The sequence below is a fragment of the Mobilisporobacter senegalensis genome, assembly GCF_003752155.1.
GTDB lineage: Bacteria > Bacillota > Clostridia > Lachnospirales > Lachnospiraceae > Mobilisporobacter > Mobilisporobacter senegalensis.
This window is the reverse complement of record NZ_RJVG01000002.1, coordinates 359,873-379,610: the sequence shown is the minus strand read 5'-3', so window position 1 is coordinate 379,610 and position 19,738 is coordinate 359,873. Positions and strand designations below refer to the sequence as shown.

17 protein-coding genes and 1 tRNA gene are annotated in these 19,738 nt (G+C 38.6%); 2 read left to right on the top strand and 16 right to left on the bottom strand.

Going from position 1 to position 19,738, the window contains the following annotated elements:
* Positions 1-371 precede the first annotated feature (371 nt).
* Positions 372-884 carry a collagen-like domain-containing protein gene (locus EDD66_RS18670; protein ID WP_170164254.1) on the bottom strand — a complete coding sequence of 171 codons (513 nt, stop codon included), beginning with the start codon at positions 882-884 and terminating at the stop codon, positions 372-374.
* Between the two features lie 4 nt (positions 885-888).
* On the opposite strand from EDD66_RS18670, the gene EDD66_RS18665 reads away from it, so the two are divergent.
* Positions 889-1,281 carry a C1q-like domain-containing protein gene (locus EDD66_RS18665; RefSeq protein WP_170164253.1) on the top strand — a complete coding sequence of 131 codons (393 nt, stop codon included), beginning with the start codon at positions 889-891 and terminating at the stop codon, positions 1,279-1,281.
* A 621-nt stretch (positions 1,282-1,902) separates the two neighbouring features.
* Here EDD66_RS18665 and EDD66_RS18660 read toward each other — a convergent pair.
* Positions 1,903-2,661 carry a collagen-like domain-containing protein gene (locus EDD66_RS18660; RefSeq protein ID WP_243115297.1) on the bottom strand — a complete coding sequence of 253 codons (759 nt, stop codon included), beginning with the start codon at positions 2,659-2,661 and terminating at the stop codon, positions 1,903-1,905.
* Between EDD66_RS18660 and EDD66_RS18655 the strand changes: the two genes are divergently transcribed.
* Positions 2,642-3,349, top strand: coding sequence for a right-handed parallel beta-helix repeat-containing protein (locus EDD66_RS18655; protein WP_243115296.1), 708 nt, complete (start codon positions 2,642-2,644; stop codon positions 3,347-3,349). The two genes, EDD66_RS18660 and EDD66_RS18655, sit on opposite strands and share 20 nt — an antisense overlap.
* Positions 3,350-3,549: 200 nt before the next feature.
* On the opposite strand, the gene EDD66_RS04480 is transcribed toward EDD66_RS18655, so the two are convergent.
* The 14 genes from EDD66_RS04480 to EDD66_RS04415 all read right to left on the bottom strand — a co-directional run bounded on the left by EDD66_RS04480 (position 3,550) and on the right by EDD66_RS04415 (position 19,499).
* A complete protein-coding gene (locus EDD66_RS04480; RefSeq protein WP_123608359.1) occupies positions 3,550-4,407 on the bottom strand; it encodes an AAA family ATPase in 858 nt (285 codons plus the stop codon).
* A gap of 185 nt (positions 4,408-4,592) precedes the next feature.
* The gene (locus EDD66_RS18995) at positions 4,593-4,814 is read right to left on the bottom strand and encodes a GNAT family N-acetyltransferase (RefSeq protein WP_123608358.1); all 222 of its coding nucleotides are present in this window, start codon (positions 4,812-4,814) and stop codon (positions 4,593-4,595) included.
* A 289-nt stretch (positions 4,815-5,103) separates the two neighbouring features.
* A complete protein-coding gene (locus EDD66_RS04470; RefSeq protein WP_123608357.1) occupies positions 5,104-6,249 on the bottom strand; it encodes a substrate-binding domain-containing protein in 1,146 nt (381 codons plus the stop codon).
* Positions 6,250-6,300: 51 nt separating this feature from the next.
* On the bottom strand, positions 6,301-7,551 hold the full coding sequence (locus EDD66_RS04465) for a sugar ABC transporter permease (RefSeq protein WP_123608356.1): 1,251 nt from the start codon (positions 7,549-7,551) through the stop codon (positions 6,301-6,303).
* A gap of 1 nt (position 7,552) precedes the next feature.
* The gene (locus tag EDD66_RS04460) at positions 7,553-9,115 is read right to left on the bottom strand and encodes a sugar ABC transporter ATP-binding protein (protein ID WP_123608355.1); all 1,563 of its coding nucleotides are present in this window, start codon (positions 9,113-9,115) and stop codon (positions 7,553-7,555) included.
* A 53-nt stretch (positions 9,116-9,168) separates the two neighbouring features.
* Positions 9,169-9,993 carry a Cof-type HAD-IIB family hydrolase gene (locus EDD66_RS04455; protein WP_243115295.1) on the bottom strand — a complete coding sequence of 275 codons (825 nt, stop codon included), beginning with the start codon at positions 9,991-9,993 and terminating at the stop codon, positions 9,169-9,171.
* A gap of 20 nt (positions 9,994-10,013) precedes the next feature.
* Positions 10,014-11,225, bottom strand: a complete 1,212-nt coding sequence (locus tag EDD66_RS04450) for an ROK family transcriptional regulator (RefSeq protein WP_123608354.1) — start codon at positions 11,223-11,225, stop codon at positions 10,014-10,016.
* 516 nt (positions 11,226-11,741) lie between these two features.
* Positions 11,742-12,647, bottom strand: coding sequence for a homoserine O-acetyltransferase MetA (gene metA / locus EDD66_RS04445; RefSeq protein ID WP_123608353.1), 906 nt, complete (start codon positions 12,645-12,647; stop codon positions 11,742-11,744).
* A 142-nt stretch (positions 12,648-12,789) separates the two neighbouring features.
* Entirely contained in the window at positions 12,790-14,766 is a 1,977-nt protein-coding gene (ligA, locus tag EDD66_RS04440) for an NAD-dependent DNA ligase LigA (protein WP_123608352.1), read from the bottom strand.
* A 27-nt stretch (positions 14,767-14,793) separates the two neighbouring features.
* The gene (gene rluF, locus EDD66_RS04435; RefSeq protein WP_123608351.1) at positions 14,794-15,549 is read right to left on the bottom strand and encodes a 23S rRNA pseudouridine(2604) synthase RluF; all 756 of its coding nucleotides are present in this window, start codon (positions 15,547-15,549) and stop codon (positions 14,794-14,796) included.
* Positions 15,550-15,638: 89 nt separating this feature from the next.
* Positions 15,639-16,358 (bottom strand): hypothetical protein, encoded by a 720-nt coding sequence (locus EDD66_RS04430; protein WP_123608350.1) that lies wholly within the window; start codon positions 16,356-16,358, stop codon positions 15,639-15,641.
* A 22-nt stretch (positions 16,359-16,380) separates the two neighbouring features.
* Positions 16,381-16,453: transfer RNA gene (locus tag EDD66_RS04425), tRNA-Arg, on the bottom strand.
* A 97-nt stretch (positions 16,454-16,550) separates the two neighbouring features.
* Positions 16,551-17,528 (bottom strand): DUF5688 family protein, encoded by a 978-nt coding sequence (locus tag EDD66_RS04420; protein WP_170164252.1) that lies wholly within the window; start codon positions 17,526-17,528, stop codon positions 16,551-16,553.
* A 396-nt stretch (positions 17,529-17,924) separates the two neighbouring features.
* The gene (locus EDD66_RS04415) at positions 17,925-19,499 is read right to left on the bottom strand and encodes an EAL domain-containing protein (protein WP_123608348.1); all 1,575 of its coding nucleotides are present in this window, start codon (positions 19,497-19,499) and stop codon (positions 17,925-17,927) included.
* Positions 19,500-19,738 lie beyond the last annotated feature (239 nt).

The window sequence follows — 19,738 nt, the reverse complement described above, 5'->3', positions numbered from 1 at the left end:
TTTTAATTACTCACAATATTACATTTTCAGCATATAATATTATGCTACTTATAATAATGATTCATCTTTAGAGCGAATATCAGTTCATTCAATTATACCCTAAAATTAAGATAAAATATAAAATCCTATTGTTATATTTATCAATAAAGCTGTCATTTATATATTAGCACTGCTATTAAATAATCTGCATCATCGAATGTAGATTAGAAAAAAATATTATGGAAAGGAAATAGATAATGAATTATCTACAGGTTCATTATATAAGGTGATTATATGGAGAAGAATTTCAGTATAGATAATAGCGGTTCAAATGATAATAAATGTTATTCAGCAGATTTGGTTCAACAGCAAAGCTTTCATTATAATAATCCTTATTTTGGTTCCCATAGGCCATGTCCACCTAAACCATGTCCACCGCATAATTGCAATTGCTGTGTTGGCCCTACTGGAGCTACCGGTCCTACTGGAGCTACTGGAGCTACCGGAATCGGCTTAATCGGTCCTACTGGCCCTGCTGGTCCTGTTGGCCCTGTTGGTCCTGCTGGTCCTGCTGGTCCTGCTGGCCCTGCTGGTTCTACCGGCCCTGCTGGGCCTACTGGCTCTACTGGCCCTGCTGGTCCTACCGGCTCTACCGGTCCTACTGGCCCTGCTGGCGATACTGGTCCTACTGGCCCTGCTGGTGATACTGGTCCTACTGGTTCTACTGGTCCTACTGGTCCTACCGGCCCTGCTGGCGACACCGGTCCTACTGGTCCTGCTGGTTCTACCGGTCCTACTGGTCCTGCTGGCTCTACCGGTCCTACTGGTCCTACCGGGCCTGCTGGCGATACCGGTCCTACTGGTCCTACTGGGCCTACCGGGCCTGCCGGTTTTCTAGAAGGCATCCAGGTGCAATTGCAGTCGGGCGTATTTATAACAATCGACGATGGCAATCCGGTCATATTCGATACCGTGCTTTTTAGCGGAACGACCGCCATCACCTATGATGCGGTGACCGGCATATTCACCATTACCGAGCCCGGAGTCTATTACTTCGATTGGTGGGTCGCAGTGGATGGCGCTGCAGCATCGCCTACCATAGCCTTTGAACTGAGCGGAAGCAACGGAACCAGTGTTTTTACCGCATCGGCCGCCGTTACGGAGCTTCTGGCAGGCAATGCCCTAGTAAACGTTGTAGGTCCTCCGGTCACGTTCAGCTTGCTTAACCAAAGCGGAGATACCGCTTTTATTTCCGCCCTGGTCGCGCAGGCCAATATGACCATCATACACCTGCCAATCTAATATCCCTACACTTAGTAAGCCGCCGCCAAATTTTATTTGCCGGCGGCTCACTGGTTTCACACTGGGCCATTATAGCAGCGTATAATCTTAATTACCGCCCGTTGACCCATATTATATTCTTATATATATTTTGATATTTTTTTCACATACAGAAAAAGATTATGACAACAGTTATCTCAAATTATTTATATTTTATAAACTGATACCATCTGTTTTTTCCCGTATTTTCTAAATAAAATGCTAAAATCCCTTTTAATTACTCACAATATTACATTTTCAGCATATAATATTATGCTACTTATAATAATGATTCATCTTTAGAGCGAATATCAGTTCATTCAATTATACCCTAAAATTAAGATAAAATATAAAATCCTATTGTTATATTTATAAATAAAGCTGTCATTTATATATTAGCACTGCTATTAAATAATCTGCATCATCGAATGTAGATTAGAAAAAAATATTATGGAAAGGTAACATATAATGAATTATCTACAAGTTCATTATATAAGGTGATTATATGGAGAAGAATTTCAGTATAGATAATAGCGGTTCAAATGATAATAAATGTAATTCGTCAGATTTGGTTCAGCAGCAAAGCTTTCATTATAATAATCCTTATTTTGGTTCCCATAAGCCATGTCCACCTAAGCCATGTCCACCTAAGCCATGTCCACCGCATAATTGCAATTGCTGTGTTGGCCCTACTGGAGCTACCGGTCCTACTGGTCCTACTGGAGCTACCGGCCCTGCTGGTCCTGTTGGTCCTGTTGGCCCTGCCGGCTCTACCGGCCCTGCTGGTCCTGCTGGTTCTACTGGTCCTACGGGTCCTACTGGTTCTACTGGTCCTACTGGCTCTACCGGCCCTGCTGGTTCTACCGGCCCTGCTGGTCCTACTGGCTCTACCGGCCCTGCTGGTTCTACCGGTCCTACTGGTCCTGCTGGCCCTGCCGGCGATACCGGTCCTACTGGTCCTGCCGGCGATACTGGTCCTACTGGCGATACCGGTCCTACCGGCCCTGCTGGTGATACCGGCCCTACTGGCCCTGCCGGCGATACCGGTCCTACCGGCCCTGCTGGTGATACCGGCCCTACTGGCCCTGCTGGCGATACCGGCCCTACTGGTCCTGCTGGTGATACCGGTCCTACTGGTCCTGCTGGTGATACTGGTCCTACCGGTCCTGCTGGTGATACCGGCCCTACTGGTCCTACCGGTCCTACTGGTCCTGCTGGTGGTCCTACTGGTCCTACTGGTGATACCGGTCCTACTGGTCCTACTGGCCCTGCCGGCGATACCGGTCCTACTGGCCCTGCCGGCCCTACTGGTCCTACCGGACCGACCGGCCCTACTGGCACTGTGGAATTTAATCCATTCAATGTTTATGTTCAATCAGGGGCTATAGGAGGCGATGGAACACAAGCCAATCCTTTTGGTACTATTCAAGAGGGCGTGACTGCGGTATTACCAGGAGGGACTGTGTTTATACTGAATGGTACGTATCCGCTCACATCTCAAATTACTTTGAACAAGGCGAATGTAACGCTCAAGGGATCTCCTAATGCGATAATTATATTAGAATCGAATGTGATACCTTTCTTGGTAACAGGCGGTGGAAATACGCTAGACGGACTGACTATAACCAGCGATAACCCATATCCAGTGGAGTTTATTCAATTTGCCGGAGCAAACAACAGACTGATTAATTCTGTGATTTACGGTCCTCCACAGGCGGGGCCATCCACAGGATGGGTTGTGAACCGTGGCTTTGTCACCCAAGGAAATGTTACAAATCTTTTGGTGCAAAATAATATTTTTTATTCCTTGCGTCAGCCCGCTTATTTGAACCCAAATTCAACAGGATTTATTACCGGAAATGTTGTATACAACACAAGAGGGTTTGTCGTAGATCAAGCGATTTTTGTCTTCTCCGGAAATTCATGGGGAATCCCAGAAAACGCGGTGGATATCGCCTTGCTGGCAGGTACCATCACGGGTGCCCCTTATGATCCTCTGTTAGATTTAAGCAGCAATAACAGCGCTGCAACAATCAGCGATCAAAGATAACAAAGTTGCATCCACAGTAGGATCCCACATCCGTGGTAGGGTCCTGCAAAAAACAGATTCGTCACGACATTACGTTAAAACTAACGTATGTCGTGGCAAATCTGTAATTTAATAATTCATATTACATTTTCAGTAAATTTCTTATATCTGCTTCTCCTAAATAAATACTTTTAATTCTGCTTCTATTTTTACGTCCAGTCTTATAGAAATTCCTTTTCATGTATTTTGAAAAAATCATAATAAGTACGCACATTCTCTAAATCTGTCCAACGTTCTATCTCAACTGGATTATTATCAAGATTATAAATTCTTGCTCCTCTCATGGAAAGCAGAAATGGTGAATGGGTTGATATAATAAATTGGCAGCCAAAAAACCTGGCTGATTCCTCAAGAAAATTCACTAATTCCATTTGTCTTTTAGGAGAAAGGCTATTTTCCGGCTCATCCAACAGATAGAGGCCATCTTCACTGATTTTTTCAGTAAAATAAAGAAAAGCACTTTCACCATTGGAACGCTCACGGACATTATCCATCAATTCCCCGCGAACAAAACGTGACTGAGTTTTTCGTCTGGAATTATTCACTTTTTTCAGTTGTTCATAATCAGCCATTGATTTCATCTGAAAGTGTGAGTATTTTGCATCCAGATACTCATCAAACAGCTCTTCACGTTTCAAGTCAATTCCCTCATTCAGACTACGGATGTTGAGCATATAATCAAATACATCATCACTTGTTATGATCCGGCTATTTTGAGGAATCTCCTCTTCTGCATTCATCCTGCACATCTTAACATAATCCGGAAAAAAATTAGATCTATTATATATAGAATCCCGGCAGATACCTGTCTTTTCAGCGATCACATTAAGTACCGTAGATTTTCCAGAACCATTCCCTCCATATAATATGGTAACTATATCAAAATCCAGCCTGTCCAAGTCATGATGGGACAATATTTTAAAGGGATAGTATGAATCATAGCAGGTTCTCCTTATGCCCATAAAAAAGTCAAATTCCATGTCAGCATCTGGGAAGGTAAAGCTTTTTAGATACATCATTCCATTCTCCTAATCATACTCCATAATTCTTGTGTCCAGTTCTTCATCTCCAAAAGGGTATACATGCCTCAATATTTTTTTCACTTTCACCTGAAAATATTATTTCCCGGTATATGGCTATATTTAATATAGACTTCAAATATCCTGTATTCTCTTTAGGTACGCCAAGTCCAAAACCTATTGATTCATAATATTTTACGCATTATTACTTGCTCATCTTGCCTTTTCACTTCAGTAAATCCTACTTTTTCATATAGCCTGATTGGCCCATTATAATCGTAGTCCACATGGTCGTTACACAACTTTGCATATCCTTCAACTGCTGCATATCCTCGCGCTTTTGCATCAATGCAAATACGTTCAAGAAATGCAGTCGCAATGCCTTTATCACGATATTCTGGAGCGATTTCAAAACATACGACAGAGAATGTTTTTCACCATTTTGTCTCCACAAATTTCTATTTATTACTACACTACTGTAAAAGCATTTGTTTGCTATCGCCACCAGCATCGAACTACTCTGACATAATTATACCCCAATATTATCCATAATTCTATTGGAATTTGTATAAGATAAATTTAAATAAATAGAAAGTAAAAAATTACATGGCAAAAGAACCCCCCTACCCCTCATAAATGAGGGGTAGGGGGGGGTGAGAGTGTCGAAGACACTTTTTTATACTTTAATTTAATTGATTATTTTAGAAGATCAAGACGACCAGGATCGTTCGCAAAGATTTCTTTTGCATTCTCTTTCGTAACAACAACTGGAGGAAGTTCAAATACTCCTACATCTTTCTTACCGTTGTTAACATTTGTGTCAGGAGCTGGCATGCCATTACCTGCCTGAAGAGATTTAATGATTTCAATTGTTTTACTTACAAGTGCATCTGTTGGTTTTGCTACAGTTGAATACTGTCTTCCAGACCATACCCACTGAACAGATTCATTCTCAGCATCGAGACCTGAAACAACAGGAATCTCTTGGCCAGCTTGTTCAGATGCAGTAATGATTGCACGTGCAATGCCATCGTTTGGAGAAAGAACACCATGGATTTCTTTATCGGAATAGAAACCAGAAAGTAAGGAATCCATACGAGCCTGTGCTTTGGAGTTATCCCAGTCAGGAGTTGCACATTGAGTAAAATCGGTTTGACCTGATACTACAACAAGTGTACCATCATCAATCTTTGGTTGAAGAACTGACATAGCGCCTTTAAAGAAGTTAGGTGCATTTGGATCTGCAGGACCGCCACCGAATAATTCGATATTGTAAGGGCCTTCGCCTTTTACTTTTGCAAGACCATCAAGAAGAGCCTGACCTTGTAATTCACCAGTCTTAACGCTGCCAAATTGTACTACGCCATCAACGCCTGTAGTATTTTCAAGAAGGCGGTCATACCCAATAACTGCAATACCTGCAGCAGCAGCTTCTTCTAAAACTGATCCTAATTGTGTACCATCAACAGGACCTACAACAATTACTTTTACACCATTTTGAATCATGGATTCAATCTGTTGTTGCTGCTGAGGAACTTTGTTATCAGCAGCCTGAACAATTGCTTTGAATCCAGCAGCTTCTAACTGAGTTTTGAACATTTCATCTGCCTCTTTCCAGTTCTGAGTTCCAAGCCATGGAAGAGATACTCCAATTGTTGCATCAGCTGCGAACCCTTTTTCTGGTTCTGCAGTAGTCGTTTCCTCTGTTGTTGTTTCCTCTGTCGTTGTTACAGCTTCTGTTTCTTTTGTTTCAGATGTTCCTCGGCCCCCACAGCCTGTCATCGCTACCGTAGCAACAAGCGCTGTTGCAAGGAGTAGAGATAATTGTTTTTTCATTTTCATAAGTAACCTCCTTTTATTGTCTCTCGACTATATAAGGCTCAGTCTGGCAGTTTATTTTTCACGACTGTCAGCTGGCTTGCCTTCTGATTGTTTGCTTTCCTTTTCAGGAAAGATTGCTCCAATAATAGAGCGACGTCCATGTGCTTTGTTGTAGACATCAAATGCCACCGCAGCTAATAATACAAGACCTTTAATAACCTGTGTACGGTCAGCACCAACTCCCATCAACATAAGCCCTGAATTGAGAACTGCCATTACCATACCACCAACCATTGTATTAAGAACGGTACCGATACCGCCTGACACCGCAGCACCACCAATAAATACAGATGCAATGGCATCTAATTCCCAACCAGTTCCATCGGATGGGCCTGCTGCTGTGGATCGGCCAACGAACATAATACCTGCCAAGGCTGCAAGAAATGACATATTAAGCATGGTAAAGAAATATGTTTTCTGAACATTTACACCAGATAAAGCTGCTGCACTTTTGTTACCACCGACTGCATAAATATGACGGCCAAATTGTGTACGTTCTGTAATGATATGATAAATAATGACTAAGATTACAAGAATCAGGCCTGGTACTGGGAAAGATGTTCCTGGACGTCCAGTTCCAAATATCCATGTAAAGAAAGCAATGATGCCTCCTACCAGAATAATTCGTGCAATCACTGGCCAAAATGGCTCTGTAGTGCCAGTCAGCTTTGCAGTACGCTTACGTCGACGTAATTGACCATACACGTAAGCTGCAATTGCGATAATTCCTAACAACAAAGTAGAATTGTTCATTCCTGTAAATACAGGACCCCATTCAGGCAAATATCCTGCTCCAAACCATTTTAATTCCGTTGGCGCTGGTACAGAAATTGATTTTGAAATCCAGATCACACCTCCACGGAAGATCATCATACCACCCAAAGTTGTAATAAATCCTGGAATACCAAGTTTGGCTACCCAGAAACCCTGCCATGCACCAGCCAAAAGACCAATGGTAAGACTTACGATCACCGCAAGCCACCAAGGAAAACCAAGGTCCCTGGCCACTAAGGCCATAACCATACCGGAGAAGCCTGCTACTGAGCCGACTGCCAAATCAATCTGTCCGATTACAATGACCATGAGCATACCAATCGCCAGAACTAATACATAAGCATTACCAGACAATAAGTTCTGAAAATTGGATGGGGTGATCATTCTTCCCCCCGAAGTGATATTAAAGATAATGATAAGCGCTGCCAAAGCAATTACCATTGTATACTGACGAAGTTCACCGCCTAATACTTGTTTTATATATTTCATGTTACAATTCCGCCCTTTCCTGATTAGATTCTGCCACAGAGGTATTAGTCATCACTCTCATGAGTTTTTCCTGATTGGCCTCACTGCAGTTCAACTCGCCTGAAATACTTCCCTCAAAAATCGTGTAGATTCTGTCCGCCATACCAAGTAGCTCTGGTAACTCGGAGGAAACGAGTATAACCGCTTTCCCCTGGTCTGCGAGCGCATGTATTAAACGATAAATTTCATACTTGGCACCGACATCGATTCCACGGGTAGGTTCATCGAGAATCAGAACATCCGGTTCTGTAAACATCCATTTTCCAAGCACTACTTTCTGCTGATTACCACCAGACAATGTATTTACTCCAGTATCTACATTTGGAGTCTTAATATTTAATGAATGACGATATTTATCAGCAGCTTGGAATTCTTTATCTGGGTCAAGTAACGAACCACGTTTGATTGCTTTTAGGTTTGCTGATACTATAGTCGTGCGGATGCTGTCGATTAGATTGAGTCCTAAAGATTTTCGATCTTCAGGCACATAGGCTAACCCATGTTTAATCGCAGACGCTACGGAATTCATATGTACTTCTTTCCCTTTGATTTTAACGGTTCCACCTAGATAGATTCCATAATTATGTCCAAATATAGAACGCATCAATTCAGTTCTTCCGGCACCCATAAGTCCGGCAAATCCAACAATTTCTCCAGCTCTTACATTAAAATTTGAGTGTTTACATACAAGTCGTCCTGCAATTTGCGGATCCTCAACACACCAATCAGACACTTCAAATATAATCTCACCAGGATGGGATGTATGCTCTGGGTATCGGTTTTCAATAGACCGACCAACCATGGCCCGAATGATACGGTCCTCATCCACTCGCCCTGCTTCTACATCATAGGTGTCAACGGTACGACCATCACGGATTACCGTAACCGCATCAGAAATTGCTGCTATCTCATTTAGCTTGTGAGAGATCATGATACAGGTAATATCTCTCTTTTTTAGTTCTCGCATAAGATTTAGAAGATTTGCTGAATCTGCCTCATTAAGTGCAGAGGTTGGTTCATCAAGAATCAGCAGTTTTACATTTTTGGACAGTGCTTTTGCGATTTCCACCAATTGCTGTTGTCCAACTCCCAAATGTTTGATCAAGGTACCCGGATCTATGGTAAGACCTACTTTTAAAAGCAAATCCACTGTCAGGTGACGAGCCGTATCCCAATCAATCAGTCCATGCTTTACTACCTCATTTCCCAAAAATATGTTTTCAGTAATGGATAGCTCTGGTATCATTGTCAGTTCCTGATGAATAATTGCAATGCCCGCTTTTTCTGATTCCTTGATATTCTTAAAAGCTATCTCACTGCCATTATAGATAATCTGGCCCTCATAAGTTCCGTGAGGGTATACACCGGACAGCACCTTCATTAAGGTTGATTTCCCAGCACCATTCTCACCACAAATTGCATGGATATCGCCACGGCGCACCTTAAGTGTTACGTCATCAAGGGCACGCACTCCCGGAAAGACCTTGGTAATGCCCTGCATCTGAAGGATTAACGGATGTTCCATAACTCAACTTACCTCCCCATATACTTGTATTTTCTCAAGCATGTATTATTTTGTTACTTTGTAAACTCCAATTGATTCAGACCCGCCAGAACCCCATCATGATCGTTGTCTAACGTAATATTGAGCGCCTGTTCTTTTACCTCATCTGGCGCATTACCCATAGCAAAACTATTGCCAGTAGTCAAAAGCATATCAATATCATTAAAATTGTCACCGAATGACACGGTAGCTTCTATTGGAATCTCATACTTTTGGCATAAAAATTCAATTGCTCCCGATTTAGAAGCAGCACGGTCCATAATTTCAAGATAGGTGTCTTTGGATCGATAAATGGATAACTCAGGAAATTTCTCTTTCATTGCCTCATTGAGAGCTGTAATCTGCTCCGTCTCTCCCATACATAAAAACTTATGTATCTCCCTATCAGGCAAAGGAATATCGCCAATCTCACCTTCTACTGGAAAAGATGAGGTAATGCGTTCTTCCTGCATCACCCATTTATCCTCTTTCTGATCCACAAGCCAGTTATCAAAGTAAAAAGTGCTGGAGCAGATGTGCTTCCACTCACTTTTTAAATAGGCATCAACAAGAAGAGACTTTTCATATTCAATTCCCGCTGTTTTAACACATTCCCCAGACTCATTCAGGACAAGTGCTCCGCTGTAGCATACAATTGGTGAATTGATTCCCAGTTCCCTTTGTATCGGTAAGATTCCAGACGGCATACGTGCGGATACCAGAATGAACGGAATGCCCTGCTTGTTCAGTTCCTGTATCTTTTCTCTCGCAGCTCTTGAAACCTGATGGTTCGAATTCAGAAGTGTCCCATCGATGTCGCTAAAAATCATCTTATATTTCATAATGTCTATATCAATCAAATAGAACCGCCTCCTCCATTCTATTTTTCCACAGCTAAAAATGCACTTGGCATCCGCACCACTTTATCCGTCGCGATAGCGGCTGCTCCATATAAAGTAGGATCTACTTTCAAACTGGATATTTTTATCTGAACTCTATCACACAGTTCAGGAATGGTGCGCTGCTTTACTACTTCCATAATTGTTGGAAGCAGCAGATCTCCTCCCTGAGATACACTGTCACCAATGACAATAATGTCAGGGTTGTAGGCATTGATCAGTGTTACACATCCATAGCCAATATATTCTGCTACCTCTTTCACTATCTCAAGTGCCTTTTGATTGCCGCCCCGGGCTGCTTCAAATACGACATTGCATGCTTCAATACTTTTTGGATAACTTTCTGATAGACATTCCGGTACATGTTGTCTGGCTTTCTTAAGCATTGCCTGGGCCGAACAATACAACTCCAGACATCCATAATTACCACATTCACACCGTAGTCCCTGAAAGTCGATACTTATGTGACCGATTTCACTTGCAGCACCCTGTACCCCTAGTAACAGGTTACCGTTCTCAATAATACCAGATCCCACACCTTCTCCTACTAAAAAATAAGCAAGGGTGTGTATCGGTCTTTCATGGTCTCCAAACCACCATTCCGCTAACGCACCGGCATTAGCATCATGGACAATATAGAGTGGTTTGTTAAACTCATCTTTGAATTCCTCTATGAAATTAATGTCATGCCAAGCAGGCATCTGTGTAATCACCGCTATGTGCCCATCATCCTTTAGATAAGGACCTGGTACTGCAAGTCCGATTGCCACCACATTTTTATACTGGTCCAGCATGTCATATATTTGCTTTTTCATAGCAGCTATAACTGATTGATGATCCTCGTCAATTGAATATTCTGTTTCAGTCTGGGTATATATTTTACCTGAGATATCAAATACACCCACTCCAAACATATGTCTTGCGAACTTTACCCCAATGATCTGATGCATATCTGTGTTCAGTTTCAATCCGATGGAACGACGGTTCCCGTTGCCCTTCATGATACCAACCTCAGAGACAATACCCATCTCCATCAGTGCCGCCACTATTTTTGTAATGGATGCCTGGGTCAATCCCATCTGCTTGGCAATGTCCGCTCTGGAGCATACCTCTCGCTGTTGTAATATCTTAACAACGGCGGAACGGTTCATCTCAGTTAAATCACTATTATTATTACCAATTGTGTCTCGCATGTTTCTGATCGACCTCTTCCTGTGTTATTGTACAAGCTTTCCTGCGTTAATTACTTAACTCTGTTTATATATTAACTCCGAATTGTGAATTTGTCAATTTATTTTTGAAAATCGCAATTTGTTTGTGCAATTTGACCATTGCAGACTTAACTTCCAGATATAATACCTGTAAAAACATTAATATATCTACATATAAACGTAATAAATACCATCATATATCACAATTTTGAGTTTTAGCCATTGATTCGACGAGATATTGTACCCATTGCAGGGTCTATCAATAACGCGGATAATAAGGAACTAAAACATAAAAAAAAAGAGTATTTAAAATTCAAATAACTGAACTAAATACCCTTGTTTTAAGGTTTAATATATATAACTATTAAGAGGTTTTTCTGTCTTTTTCAGTGTACCATTTTATAACAAACTGTACCAAATTTCGATAAATTATACTAACTTAAAGAATTAACCAAATCGCTGCAAGCCACTTAAACCACAGGATTTTCAAGGCACTTCCTATAAATCGTAAGGAGTCACCTGGTACACATAATAATTCAACCAATTAGAATACATTGCATTAGAATGATTTCTCCAGGTCAGTTTTGGTCTCTTCTCTGGATCATTCCCAGGGTAATAATTTTCTGGAAGATCAATTGGGATTCCTTTTCCCACATCCCTCTTATATTCTGTATCAAGAGTCATTCGGTCATATTCAAGGTGGCCGGTGACAAAAATTTGTTTTCCTTCTTCTGCCAGTACCATTAATACACCTGCTTCTTCTGATTCTGCCAGTATGGTTAAATCTTTATTGTTATGAATGTCTTCTGTGGAACTTTCTGTATATCTTGAATGAGGAGCATAAAACACATCATCGAAACCACGTACAAATGGGATCTTCCGGTTTAATACCTGATGTTCATAAACTCCAAACATCTTTTTATCTAATGGTAATTTCTTAATTCCATAGTGGTAGTATAAACCTGCCTGGGCTCCCCAGCAAATATGAAGAGTGGATGTTACATTGGATTTTGACCATTCCATTATTTTCGTGAGCTCATTCCAGTATGTGACTTCTTCAAATTCCATCTGTTCTACAGGAGCTCCCGTAATAATTAGACCATCATATTTTTTATCTTTTACATCTTCATAAGTCTGATAAAACTTATCCAAATGGCTTGTTGCAGTGTTTTTGCCAACATAGGAACCCGTTGTTAAGAAATCGATCTCAACTTGCAGCGGGGTATTAGATAAGCATCTAAGCAGATGAACCTCTGTATCTTCTTTTAATGGCATAAGGTTTAGTATGGCAATATCAAGTGGTCTGATATCCTGACTTATCGCCCTATATTCATCCATTACGAAGATATTTTCATCTTCCAATACCTTTTTTGCCGGCAGATTATTTTGTACTTTAATAGGCATAGCTTCACCATCTTTACTTTCTTTTCTAATATTATGCTTACAGTTAATTATTTAGTTGTCATTCTAGCATGAAAGGGTTAAAAAATCAACTAAAGCCATTCACAGATACCATATCTGCAGAGACAGCAGTAGACAGACTCCTTTAAAATTCAGGTATCCTGTTATTTTCAACCCAATCCACAAACTGTTCCTCTGTTATAATTGGAATATTTAATTCTTTTGCTTTTTTGTTCTTAGAGGAGTTTGATGTATTGTCATTATTAATTAAATAATTGGTTTTTGAAGTGACTGACCCAGTAACTTTTCCGCCTCTTTGTTCAATTACATCTTTCACCTCATTGCGATTTCCATAGTGTTCTACAGATCCTGTGATAACGAATACCATTCCATCAAAAATTTGTGCCACATTATTTGTCTGCTCATTTTCAAATTTCACTTCCAGAAGTAAATCATCAATTACTTTTTGATTGGTTTCCTGATTTAAAAATTCAATGACAGAATCAGCAATTACTTCTCCTATTCCCGGAATCGTTACAAAATCTTCTCTCCCAGCTTTTCTTAATCTGCTAAAATCATAAGAGAATTCTTTACATATTAGTTTCGCATTGGATAGACCAACATTAGGCATACCAAGACTATATATAAATTTAGGTAATGTGGTATGTTTTGCTTTCTGTATGGAAGCTGTCAAATTTTTATAGGACTTCTCTCCAAAGCCTTCCATCTGTACAATTTCATCTTTGTATTTCTCAACATGGAAAAGGTCCGCTAATTCTTTAATCATTCCTTTGGCAATAAGCTTCTCAATGGTCGCTTCTGAAAGCCCCTCGATATTCATGGCATCACGGCTTACAAAATGAGTAAATGATTTTATCTTCTTTGCCAGGCACTCTTTATTCTGGCAATATAAAACCTTTACATTATTCTCCTGTTTTATTGCAGTCTCTTCTCCACAGACCGGACATTGTTTTGGAATATCTTTTACTCCGCTTCTTGTTTCATTTTCTGCGATCTGAGGAATGATCATATTGGCTTTATATACTTTAATGGTATCCCCTACACCCAGTTCTAATTCTTCCATAATACTAATATTATGGACACTGGCACGGCTTACCGTAGTACCTTCTAATTCCACTGGTTCAAATACAGCAATTGGATTAATCAGGCCGGTTCTTGAAGCACTCCATTCAATTTCACGCAAAGTAGTTTCTTTGATTTCATCTGCCCATTTAAATGCATAAGAATCTTTAGGAAATTTGGCTGTGGATCCCAATGATCTGCTGTATTCGATGTCATCATACATAAGGACCAGACCATCAGACGGGAAATCATTGGTACTTATCTTCTCTGAAAACCAATCCACTGTATCAATGATATTTTCCTTCGTAACCGCCCTGCCTTCTACAATATCAAATCCCTGATTGCTTAGCCACTCCAGTTGCTCAATTTTTGAATTATGGAAATCTACTCCCTGAGCACTTACTAATGAAAATGCAAAGAAATGTACATTTCTTTTGGCAGTAATTTCGTTGTTTAACTGTCTTACAGAGCCGCTGCAAAGATTTCTGGGGTTTTTATATTTTAAAGCCACATCCTCAATACTCTCATTGATCTTGTTAAAGTCAGAATATTTAATGACTGCTTCCCCCCGAAGAACAACTTCTCCTTTAAAGCCAATATTATGAGGAATATTCTTAAATGCTTTTGCATTATTGGTGATAACTTCTCCGATTTCGCCGCTTCCTCTTGTTACTGCTTTTGCTAACCTGCCATCCCTATAAGTCAGTACGATGGTAAGACCATCCAGTTTCCAGGATAAAAATCCGGTCTGATTTCCCAGCCAGCTTTGCAATGCCGTTACTTCCTTTGTCTTATCAAGGGATAACATAGGAGACTCATGTCTTTCTTTGGGAAGTTCACTTAATACCTGGTATCCAACATGAATGGTTGGGCTTCCTGCCAGAACGATACCTGTTTCTTTCTCAAGTTCCACTAATTCATCGTATAATTTATCATACTCATAATTGCTCATGATTTCTCTATCTTCCTGATAGTAAGCAAGATTTGCTTTATTTAATTGATCTACTAATCTTCTAATTTTATTGATCTTTTCACTCATTTTGTTCTCCTTAAAAATTAAACTAAATTAAGCTTCACCCGGTATTTCTATGGACTTCTTTAATTCTTCCAATTCTCTGTCCGTTACTTTTCTATAGCCGCCTATATTAAGCTTTCCTAATTGTATATTCATGATTCGCACTCTCTTAAGTGAAACTACCCGGTAATCAAGATACTCACACATTCTGCGTATCTGTCGGTTGAGTCCCTGAGTCAGGATAATGCGAAAACTATTTTTACTAAGGGCAGTGACAGTACATGGCCTTGTAACAGTATCCAGTATCGGCACCCCTCCACTCATCTTCTCCAGAAAATCACTTGTCAAAGGTTTATTCACTGTTACAATATATTCTTTCTCATGATAATTACTTGCTTTCAGGATCTTATTTACAATACTTCCATCGTTTGTAAGCAGTATTAATCCTTCCGATTCTTTATCAAGTCTGCCTATAGGATAGATTCTTTTATCATATTTAATAAAATCTATAATATTGTCAGGATCTGCCTTCGTTGTAGTACAAACAATCCCTGCCGGTTTATTAAATGCCAATAGGATGAATTCTTCTTCCCTGATTGCCTCTCTTCCATCAACCGTTACTTTCTGCCCTGGATAAACTCTGGTTCCTACCGTTACGATTTCTCCATCTATCTTTACTTTTCCTGCTTCAATATATCTGTCCGCTTCTCTTCGTGAACATACTCCTGCATCACTCAGGTATTTATTTAATCGGATCCCTTCTTTCTCCATGGTCTGTCCAAGGGGCATTTTTTTTCTTTTTCCCATCTCAATCCTGCTTTCTATTATTTCACCTGTCTGGTTCATACTTATTTGGTCAAAACAAGGTCAAGTAACCTTGACCTTGATATGTATTATTATTCTTTTACTTTTTCTTTGGATATATTCTTTGCAGTATTCTCTAACCCTTCTATAAAAGCTTTTAAATTTTTATCTGAGGTCATTGCCTCTTCTAATTTTTTATTTACACTTTCAATTAACTGGATTACTTTTATATCATTTCCCGTTGCCTCAATAAAATCAATTGTTTCATCTTCTACCTGTCCAAAATATATAACAGGTTTCCCATCTGGATTCACCCGTACATAAAGTCTTATCATCCCGGGAGCTAAAGTATCAATTCCTACAATTTTAAGTTCTTCATAAACATATACGACAAAAGATTCATTATCTGGTGCTTTTATGGTATAGCAAGAGATATTATTATAACTTTCAATATATTCCGATTCCTTTTGTAGCGTCTCTAAGGATATGGTACTGGTACTGCTTACAAGATTTTTAATAGTGTCCATATCACAGGCAACCCTTGCCTCAAGATATTTTTTAATCAATTCATTAATATCCGGATAAGCATTCTCAAGCAAAGTTCCATCATCTGTCAATCCATCCGTAATTTTTATTATACCTGTTTCTGCTTGTTCTTCCTCTTTATCCTCTTGTTGTTCACTAAGAATCGTCTGTTGCTTTACATTATTGGGTTCTTTCCCTTTGGGATTACTAAGAGAAAGTGTGATTAAGCCAATCCCCATACTGCTCATTGTCACTAAAAGTATAATTTTCTTATATTTAAGTTTCATCCTGCTCTCCTTTATTGCCCGATGTACCTAGGGGGACTCGAACCCTCGACACAAAGCTTCGGAAGCTTCTGCTCTATCCACTGAGCTATAGGTACTAAATACACAATATTATGGTATAGAGTTTTAACCCTATACCACAATATTATAACTGATATTGTCCTTTTATACAATATCATTTCTTTTGAGTTTTCATTAAATCTCAATTGAATTTGTACTTCTTCGGTAAATATATACCTGGTTTGACAGTACTTCATCCTCAGGTACCTGGGTCTGGTTCACATTAAGAACCATCTCTCTTAAAGTTTCTTTCGATAATTGTACAGAATATGGTACTAGAATTACTTCATGAATACTGCTTGGCAGTATGTAGAAATCTGAATTTTGACTAGTTGAGAATTCTTTCAGTATATCCGTATACAAAATAGCACTTGCACCGTTAATACCATTGGAATTAGATAATATATACATTGGAATCTGTTGCTTCTCTTCTATCTCTTGTAAAAAGTTCATCATAACATCATCACTTATTGAATCAATATCTTCTCCAGTAAATTCATTCCATTCTGAAAGGTTTATACCTCCTATGTACTTTTCAATATCCCGCTCCATTATACTTTCAATCACTTCATTCATGGGTTTAATACTTGCCGGAAATATTCTTTGGGTATTTCTTCCCGCCAATGACATAAGTTCTCCTACATCTGTTTCCCATTCATTCATATGCTCATTGGTAATACGTATGGTACCAATTCCATTATAATCGTTTTTCACTAAACCGTGAAAGGTGATTGCCAGGTCAAGAAATCTTATATGGGGCGATTCCTGAAGTAATATCTTATTCTTTGAATAATTTACAATGCGGAATATAATCTTTGATTTCATCTCTTCAAAGATAAAATTAATATCGAACTCGTTTTCTTCACTTCTGTCTTCATAGACCCTTAATATTTCATTGGCAATGTTTTCAACACTTTCTCCATATTTATATTTTTCGTAATAATCATTCAAATAAATATTGGGTGATATTCTGCTCTCCTTATTACTTATAATAATACCATCCAGTTCCAGTGAATTATTCTTTATAACATGGTTAATATTCACATCATAATTACCGCCTGCATTTTCCTCCACCTTATCTTTCACTTTCATTATAAATTGTTTGTATTCCATTTTTTTGCATGACCTAAGAATAATGCTAAAAAAGCACCCGATCATCTACTCCTTTCTCTGTTAAATTAATTTAATAAGTTTCTATTCTACCTCCTGAATGTTCATTAATCTTTAAGCCCATGAAATTTGATAGAAAACCTATAGATAATAGAATTTTAGAAATGTCTAGAATAATTAGCAATAATATTTTAGCAAAGTTTTCTAATATGCACAACAAATTTTTACAGTAATTTTTTGTCATCTTTTCTTCTTTCGTCCTATTCCTTTTTTTATGACTCGTATTTTATGAAAATATGTGAGTCATAAATATGCTTGATACAAAAAAAGACTATATATTCAATCATTATATGTATGAAATATATAGCCTCTTCTAATGTTCACCAATATTTAATTTCACTATTTATGACTGTCTATCAGCTCTCTGGCTTCATCACTGGGGATTGGTCTGCTGTATAGATATCCTTGCGCTTTATTACATAGAACATCTTTAAGAAAAAGAGCCTGATCCAGATATTCAACACCTTCTGCGATTACATCCAGATGAAGTATCTGTGCTAAATTAATAATTGTGGAAATTATTTTTTGATCTCTTGTGTTATCCATTACAGTATCTATAAAACTTTTATCAATTTTTAGATTTTTCACAGGTAACATTTTCAAATAGCTCATGGAAGAATAACCAGTTCCAAAATCATCTAATGAAAACTGTATTCCTATTTCCTGTAATTTTTGTATGGTTTCAACAGAATATTCAAGATTACTTAATGCTATGGACTCAGTAATCTCAAGTTCTAAATGTTTTGGATTTACTTTGGTCTTATCCACAGTATCATAAACCATCTGGATAATATCCATATCTTTAAATTGACGGGCAGACAAATTAATCGACATGGTCAGATCTTCATAGCCTTCATCTTCCCATTCCTTTAATTGTCTGCAAGCTTCAAACAATACCCATCTTCCAATGGGAACAATGAGCCCGGTCTCTTCTGCAATTGGAATAAATTCACCAGGACTTATTATTCCTTTGGCTGGATGCATCCAGCGAATCAATGCTTCAAACCCGACAATCTTATCTGTATTCAGATCAATCAATGGCTGGTAATAGATTACAAATTCCTGATTCTCAATCGCTCTCCTGATTTCTGATTGTAATTCTATTTTCTCAAGCAATCTTTCATTGATCTTATCATCATAATAGCAATATGTATTCTTCCCCATCTCTTTTGCAGCATACATAGCCGCATCTACATTTTTAATTATATTCTGGGTCGTATCTCCGTCTTTTGGAGCATAAATGATACCTATACTGACAGTGATAAAGAATTCTTTCATTGCTAATGTGAAAGGATACGAAAACACTTTCTGTATCCGTTTAACCTTGGCATCATAATCTGCTACGTCCAGATTTTGTGTCAGGATAATAAACTCATCACCGCCAAAACGGGCCAGGTAATCATTCTCATCTGTTACTTCTAAGAGTCTGTGGCTTACATCAATAATTAATTCATCTCCATAAGAATGGCCTAAACTATCATTAATATTCTTAAAATCATCTAAATCAATATACATAATAGCTATGGTTTCTTCTGACCTTAAAGTACTCAGTATACTCTCGATCATGTCAGTAAATGCCCTTCGATTTGGCAATTCCGTCAAATAATCATAATAAGCTATTTTTCGATTCTTAGCTTCGCTCGCCTTTAATTCTTTAAATTTTGTTTCTAATTCATTTTGGGTCTTAGAAGCCTTTAGGAAAGTTTCTTCTAAATCCTTATAGCTCTCATTTAACCTTAATTCCACTTCTTTCGCTTGCTTTTCTGCTTTCTTTCTCCCAATAATATTAGATATGAGAAAGAGAATTACAATGACGAAAGATATAATAAAAAAGTATAATAATATGGATTCATTATTATTTTTATCGTTAGCACTACCTTGTGTGAGTAGTAGACTAAGTATATTTATTACCATCCAATTTCCTCCATTGTGGTAAACGATCAATTAAATTGATTCTGTATAAAATAAGTAAGAACTTCGTAATTATATCATACTTTAACGTTTTCGCAAGTAAATTTGTATTTTTTTACAGTATTATATAAATAAATTGGATATTTTCTACTTTTTTTAGATAGTTTTAACTAAAAAGTATATACAGTTATTCATTAAATCCGACCAAAATCAGGGTATAACCTACGCAATGGTTATACCCT

What these genes read in the sequence shown, in the direction of transcription:
- EDD66_RS18670 (WP_170164254.1), bottom strand. Translation starts at nt 884, where the DNA reads ATGCCTTCTAGAAAACCGGCAGGCCCGGTAGGCCCAGTAGGACCAGTA.
- EDD66_RS04480 (WP_123608359.1), bottom strand. Translation starts at nt 4,407, where the DNA reads ATGATGTATCTAAAAAGCTTTACCTTCCCAGATGCTGACATGGAATTT.
- EDD66_RS04470 (WP_123608357.1), bottom strand. Translation starts at nt 6,249, where the DNA reads ATGAAAATGAAAAAACAATTATCTCTACTCCTTGCAACAGCGCTTGTT.
- EDD66_RS04465 (WP_123608356.1), bottom strand. Translation starts at nt 7,551, where the DNA reads ATGAAATATATAAAACAAGTATTAGGCGGTGAACTTCGTCAGTATACA.
- EDD66_RS04460 (WP_123608355.1), bottom strand. Translation starts at nt 9,115, where the DNA reads ATGGAACATCCGTTAATCCTTCAGATGCAGGGCATTACCAAGGTCTTT.
- EDD66_RS04450 (WP_123608354.1), bottom strand. Translation starts at nt 11,225, where the DNA reads ATGCGAGACACAATTGGTAATAATAATAGTGATTTAACTGAGATGAAC.
- metA (WP_123608353.1), bottom strand. Translation starts at nt 12,647, where the DNA reads ATGCCTATTAAAGTACAAAATAATCTGCCGGCAAAAAAGGTATTGGAA.
- ligA (WP_123608352.1), bottom strand. Translation starts at nt 14,766, where the DNA reads ATGAGTGAAAAGATCAATAAAATTAGAAGATTAGTAGATCAATTAAAT.
- rluF (WP_123608351.1), bottom strand. Translation starts at nt 15,549, where the DNA reads ATGGGAAAAAGAAAAAAAATGCCCCTTGGACAGACCATGGAGAAAGAA.
- EDD66_RS04430 (WP_123608350.1), bottom strand. Translation starts at nt 16,358, where the DNA reads ATGAAACTTAAATATAAGAAAATTATACTTTTAGTGACAATGAGCAGT.
- EDD66_RS04420 (WP_170164252.1), bottom strand. Translation starts at nt 17,528, where the DNA reads ATGGAATACAAACAATTTATAATGAAAGTGAAAGATAAGGTGGAGGAA.
- EDD66_RS04415 (WP_123608348.1), bottom strand. Translation starts at nt 19,499, where the DNA reads ATGGTAATAAATATACTTAGTCTACTACTCACACAAGGTAGTGCTAAC.